Source organism: Kitasatospora sp. NPDC091257, from assembly GCF_044757675.1.
GTDB lineage: Bacteria > Actinomycetota > Actinomycetes > Streptomycetales > Streptomycetaceae > Kitasatospora > Kitasatospora lactacystinica.
Genome location: NZ_JBIVVI010000612.1, coordinates 1 through 5476, shown reverse-complemented (window position 1 = coordinate 5476; position 5476 = coordinate 1). Strand labels below are relative to the sequence as shown.

General features: G+C 73.4%; 5 protein-coding genes. 4 read left to right on the top strand and 1 reads right to left on the bottom strand.

The features are described 5' to 3' along the window. Nucleotides 1–100: 100 nt before the first annotated feature. Nucleotides 101–970: a hypothetical protein gene (locus ACIQOV_RS25590; RefSeq protein WP_401052218.1), complete on the bottom strand. Its 870-nt coding sequence runs from the start codon at nucleotides 968–970 to the stop codon at nucleotides 101–103. Between the two features lie 598 nt (nucleotides 971–1568). Between ACIQOV_RS25590 and ACIQOV_RS25585 the strand changes: the two genes are divergently transcribed. From ACIQOV_RS25585 to ACIQOV_RS25570, 4 genes are all read left to right on the top strand, one after another. Further along, entirely contained in the window at nucleotides 1569–2384 is an 816-nt protein-coding gene (locus ACIQOV_RS25585) for a transglycosylase family protein (RefSeq protein ID WP_401052215.1), read from the top strand. Between the two features lie 319 nt (nucleotides 2385–2703). Next, a complete protein-coding gene (locus tag ACIQOV_RS25580; protein ID WP_401052221.1) occupies nucleotides 2704–3393 on the top strand; it encodes an alpha-ketoglutarate-dependent dioxygenase AlkB family protein in 690 nt (229 codons plus the stop codon). Between the two features lie 140 nt (nucleotides 3394–3533). Further along, nucleotides 3534–4403, top strand: a complete 870-nt coding sequence (locus ACIQOV_RS25575) for an acyl-CoA thioesterase II (protein WP_359899227.1) — start codon at nucleotides 3534–3536, stop codon at nucleotides 4401–4403. 194 nt (nucleotides 4404–4597) lie between these two features. Beyond that, the gene (locus ACIQOV_RS25570) at nucleotides 4598–5389 is read left to right on the top strand and encodes a DUF1684 domain-containing protein (protein ID WP_401052213.1); all 792 of its coding nucleotides are present in this window, start codon (nucleotides 4598–4600) and stop codon (nucleotides 5387–5389) included. The last annotated feature ends 87 nt before the right edge of the window (nucleotides 5390–5476 follow it).

The window sequence follows — 5476 nt, the reverse complement described above, 5'->3', positions numbered from 1 at the left end:
GCGATCGAGCCGGGCAGCGCGACCCCGGCCAGGCTGTCGGCCAGGCCGAGACCGCGCACCAGCACGTACTGGGAGACGATGGTGACCTCGCCGGGACGGATCAGGTGCCGGCGAGCGGGAGGGAGGCGGCGACCACCTGGCCCAGTGCCACCGCCCGCTCCAGCGCCTGGCGCAGCAGGTCCTCGCGGGGCTGGCGCCCGACCATGCCGGCCGGCACGGCGTACATCGTCACCTCGGACAGCTGGTTCGCGGCCATCCGCCAGGCGTCGGTGACCTGGAGCGGCTGGTGCGCCTGCCACCAGCCGGTGCTGCCGCCGGCCGCGGCGGGCTGGAGGACCGCGTGCAGCTTGCCCATCGCGACCAGGACGGACCAGCCGGGCAGCTGGTCCGGGGTCTCGTCCAGGTCGGTGACGGGCTGGAAGCCGGCGTCGTGGAGCAGGTCGAGGAACTCGTCCTCGCCCGAGGCGCTGCCGGGGCGGCCGACCGGCCCGGTCGGCTCGACCACCAGCGAGGCGTGCCCGACCTTGCCGTGCAGCACCAGCCCGCAGGTGATGCCGAGGATGGCGGCCTGGCCGGGCGCGGCCGGCTGGGTCGGGGCGGGTCCGCCGGGCGCGGCCGGGGCCGGTGCGGGGGCGGAGGCGGGGACTGGTGCGGGGGCGCCCGGCGCGGCGGCGGGGACGGCCGGGTCCGGGCCGCCGGGCTGGGACTGGCTGATGCTGCGGACGGCGCCGACCAGCTGCTCCTCGGAGACCGGGACCACCTGGGAAGGGATGCAGCGGGCGTGCGCGAAGGCGAGGACGGCGGTCTCCTCGCCGACGAACAGCACGGTGCTGGTGGGCTCCACGTGCGTGTCGCCGGGGGTCCGGCAGGAGGTGCACTCGTAGCTGTCGGGGGCGCGGTCACCGCCTAGCAGCCGGTCGGCCTCGTCGTCGCCGATCTCGGACCGGACCTCGTCGCTGACGTCGAGCATGCGCGGCACAGGGTCTCCTCGGATGGGTGCGGATGGGGGTTCGGGGCGGACACAGGGAGGTCGCCATGCCCAACGGGCCCTTGTGTCAGGCGTCACGGGTGCCCGTCGAGGCTGACGGGAATTGCGTCTGATCCGACCGCGTGGCGTGTTCCCGTGGTCGCAATCTGTCGATGTCGGTGCCGGGACTGCCGGAATCAAACAGTGAGGTGGGTCACGCCGCACGGATGTTTGATCTAGGAATCAATGGCCAAAGCGGACATTTCGGTCACGATTGCATGGTCGTTACCATCGGTAACCCCCGGCTGACCTGGGCAGATCGTTGAAGTTTTGGCTTCCCCGTCGACCGGCTCGTAGCTTCTTGGTCGGCGCAACGAGCGCCACCCGGGTTCACCCCCGACGCACAGCCCCCCGGTCCGCCGGGTGCGGCAGGTGCCCGCCGACGCGATCGCTCGAACAGGTCGTCGGCGAGCGGCTGGGTGGCCGGGGCGGCAGCGGCACGTCCGACACGTGCACGGCCGTCCGACGGACGCGGCAAGCGAACGCGGCCCTTCCAGGGCCTGGTTCCGCATGTCCGCCCGGGGCTGTCGAGAGGAACCCCATGACCTTCCGTAACGAGACCGCCGCTGCCACCACCTCCACCGTCACCAAGCGCAACCGCGTTCGGATGGCGGTCGTGGCGGGCGCCGCTGTCGCGGCCCTGCCGGTGGCCGGCCTCGTCACGGCCACCTCGGCCTCCGCCGCCTCCGTCTCCACCTGGGACGCCGTCGCCCAGTGCGAGAGCGGCGGCAACTGGGCCATCAACACCGGCAACGGTTTCTACGGCGGTCTGCAGTTCACCTCCAGCACCTGGGCCGCCTTCGGTGGCACCGCCTACGCCCCGCAGGCCAACCAGGCCACCAAGGCGCAGCAGATCGCCGTCGCCGAGAAGGTCCTCGCCTCGCAGGGCCCGGGCGCCTGGCCCGTCTGCTCCGTCAAGGCCGGTCTGACCAAGGGCGGCGCCCCGGCCGCCGTCGACACCTCGGCGGGCTCCACCTCCGGTTCGACCGCCGCCAAGCCGGCGCAGACCCCGAAGGCCGCCGCCAAGCCGGCCGAGGCCCCGAAGGCCGCCCCCAAGGCCCAGGCCGCGCCGAAGACCGACGCCGTCGCGCCGAAGGCTGCCGCCCCGAAGGCCGACGCGCCGAAGGCCGACGCCCAGAAGTCCGCGCCGAAGGCCGACCAGGGCGCCAAGTCCTGGAACCGCTCGAACGACGCCAAGCCGGCCGTCAAGGGTGACTACACCGTCAAGGCCGGTGACACCCTGAGCTCCATCGCCGCCGCGCAGGGCCTGGACTGGCACGACCTGTACCAGAACAACGCCAAGGTCATCGGTGGCAACCCGGACCTGATCCTCCCGGGCCAGACCCTCAGCATCTGAGGTCTCTCCGAGCGCTGAGGTCCCGTGCGTAGCCGGCATCGGCTGCCGGACGTCACGGCGCCGGTGCCCGACCGGGCGGCGATGCGCCGACCTGTCGAGGTGCTGACGAACCGATGTACCGACGTGCCGACGTACGGACATCAGGACGTGCGGACGTACCGATGTACGGACGTACCGATGTACGGATGTGCTGACGTACCGATGTGTCGATGTGCACGGCTTCCACGGCCGCTTCTCCGTCGCGCGGGTTCTTCCCGCCGACCGGGGGAGCGGCCGTCGGCGTTCGTGGGCCGGCGCGGTGCGGGAGGATGGTGGGGTGATCCAGGGTGAGCTGTTCGGTGACCCGGGTGGGTGCCCGGACGGGCGCGAGCGCTCCGAACCGGCTCCCGGCGCCGTCCTGCTGCCCGGCTGGCTGGACCTCGGCGCTCAGCAACGCCTGGTCGCCGCCTGCCGGGAGTGGGCCCGCCCGCCGGCCGGCCTGCACGCCGTGCGGATGCCCACCGGCGGGATGATGTCCGTCCGGATGGTGAGCCTCGGCCTGCACTGGTACCCGTACGGGTACCGGCGGGTCGCCGAGGACGGTGCGCCCGTCAAGCCGTTCCCGCCGCCGCTCGGGGAGTTGGCCCGCAGGGCCGTCGCCGAGGCGTACGGGGCCGCGCTGGGGGAGATCGCGGGCGCGGCGTCGTACGAGCCGGACATCGCGATCGTCAACCACTACGCGCAGGGCGCGAAGATGGGGCTCCACCAGGACCGCGACGAGCGGGCGGACGCGCCGGTGGTCTCGTTCTCGCTGGGCGACGGCTGCGTCTTCCGGCTCGGGAACGCCGAGACCAGGACCCGTCCGTGGACCGACCTGGAACTGCGCAGCGGGGACCTGCTGGTGTTCGGCGGTCCGGCCCGGTTCGCGTACCACGGGGTGGTGCGGACGTTGCCGGGGACGGCCGATCCGGCGCTGGGGCTGGTCGGGCGGCTCAACATCACGGTCCGGGAGTCTGGCCTGGGGGAGTAGCCCCGGGAGGCGGGACCGTCGCTCGTCTACTCGTTCGAGTGAACCGGGGGTTCCGGACTGCTGCGCGGGAATGACCCGGGTCGCCGGAGAATTCGAGTGAGCTGGAGAATGCATTCGGAGTCCGGAGAGGAAGCGTGCGCATGGGTACCCCCGTCGACGACCTGGTCGATCTGCTCGACCTTGAGCAGATCGAACTCAACATCTTTCGTGGGCGCAGTCCCGAGGAGGCGCTGCAACGGACGTTCGGCGGTCAGGTCGCCGGGCAGGCACTGGTCGCGGCAGGGCGCACGGTGGACGACGCGCGCCCGGTCCACTCGCTGCACGCCTACTTCCTGCGCCCCGGGGTCCCCGGCGTGCCGATCGTCTACCAGGTCGACCGGATCCGCGACGGCCGCTCCTTCACCACCCGCCGGGTGCTCGGCATCCAGGGTGGCCGGTCGATCTTCGCGCTCACCGCCGACTTCCACAGACCCGAGGAGGGCGGCATCGAGCACCAGTACCCGATGCCGGCCGTCGCCGCCCCCGAGGACCTGCCCAGCGCCCTGGACGAGGTCGGCTCCCGGCTCGGCGAGCTGCCCCCGTTCATCAGCCGCCGCCAGCCCTTCGACATCCGCTACGTCGACCGGCTGCGCTGGACCGAGGAGGAGCTGGAGGGCGTCGAGGCGCGCAGCGGCGTCTGGCTGCGCACCAACGGCCGACTGCCGGACGACCCGCTGATCCACGTCTGCGCCCTCACCTACGCCAGCGACATGACGCTGCTGGACGCCGTCCGCGCCCCGGTCGAGCCGCTGTGGGGCGAGCGGAACTTCGACATGGCCTCGCTCGACCACGCGATGTGGTTCCACCAGCCGTTCCGGACGGACGACTGGCTGCTGTACCAGCAGGAGTCCCCGATCGCGCACGGCGCGCGCGGCCTCGCGCGCGGACAGATCTTCGACCGGCACGGCCGACTGGTGGTGTCCGTGATGCAGGAGGGACTGTTCCGTCCGCTGAAGCGCCGCGACGGGTAGGTGACCGGTAGGCGATGTGTGCGGCCGGTTCCGTGCCCCGGGTTGTGCCGCGTGTCGGCGCGTTGCCGCCGTGTTGCGGTTTCGGCGGTTCCGGGCCGACGGGAATGATCCGTCCGAGCGGACGGTGTTGTGGATGACCGAGAGGGGCGGCCCGAACGGCGGGCCGTCCGCGAACCGACCGGGAGGGTGGACCGATGACGGCGACAGCCGCGGAGGACTGGAAGCACTGGAGCGACGGCCGGGCGGCGTCGGTGAGCGCGGAGCACGGCCAGCTCGCACTCACCGGCACGCACTGGCTGGAGCCCGAGCCGGCCGAGATCCCCGGCCTGCCCGGGCACTGGTGGGCCGACGCCGAGGGCGTGCGGGTCCGGGCCGCGGCCTCCGACGGCATCACGGTCGCCGGCGCCGGCGCGCCCGTGGACGGCGAGGTGCTGCTCCGCCCGGACAGCGACCCGGCCGCCGACACCGCCACCCTGGGCGCCCTGCTGCTCGTCCCGATCGAGCGCGAGGGCGAGCTGGCCCTGCGGGTCTTCGACCCGGCCGCACCCCGCCGGGTCGCGTTCGCCGGCATCTCCGCCTACCCGTACGCGCCCGAGTGGGCCGTGCCCGCCGTCTTCACCCCGTTCGAGGACGACGACGCGCGGTCGGTCGTCGTCCCGAACGCCGACGGCCGGGAACGCCCGCTGGCCGTCTCCGGGCAGATCGCCTTCACCGTGGCGGGCGAGCACCGCACCCTGACCGTCAGCGGGTCGGGCGAGCGGCTCAGCGGGGTGATCGCCGACGCGACCAGCGGCATCGACACCTACCGCTTCCGCTTCATCACCCTGCCGGCGCCCGACGCCGAGGGCCGCACCGTCCTCGACCTCAACCGGGCCTACCTGCCGCCGTGCGCCTTCTCGGACCACTTCATCTGCCCCTTCCCGCCGCCGGGCAACCGGCTGGACTTCGCGGTGGAGGCGGGGGAGAGGCAGGTGCTGAGCCGGTAGCGGCCCGGCCGGGGCGAGGCCGGGCGGGGCGGGCCCGGGCCGCGGTCCGGCTCGGGCGTCTTCCGGCTCGGGCGGGCCCCGGCACGG

What these genes read in the sequence shown, in the direction of transcription:
- ACIQOV_RS25585 (WP_401052215.1), top strand. Translation starts at nt 1,569, where the DNA reads ATGACCTTCCGTAACGAGACCGCCGCTGCCACCACCTCCACCGTCACC.
- ACIQOV_RS25575 (WP_359899227.1), top strand. Translation starts at nt 3,534, where the DNA reads ATGGGTACCCCCGTCGACGACCTGGTCGATCTGCTCGACCTTGAGCAG.
- ACIQOV_RS25590 (WP_401052218.1), bottom strand. Translation starts at nt 970, where the DNA reads ATGCTCGACGTCAGCGACGAGGTCCGGTCCGAGATCGGCGACGACGAG.
- ACIQOV_RS25570 (WP_401052213.1), top strand. Translation starts at nt 4,598, where the DNA reads ATGACGGCGACAGCCGCGGAGGACTGGAAGCACTGGAGCGACGGCCGG.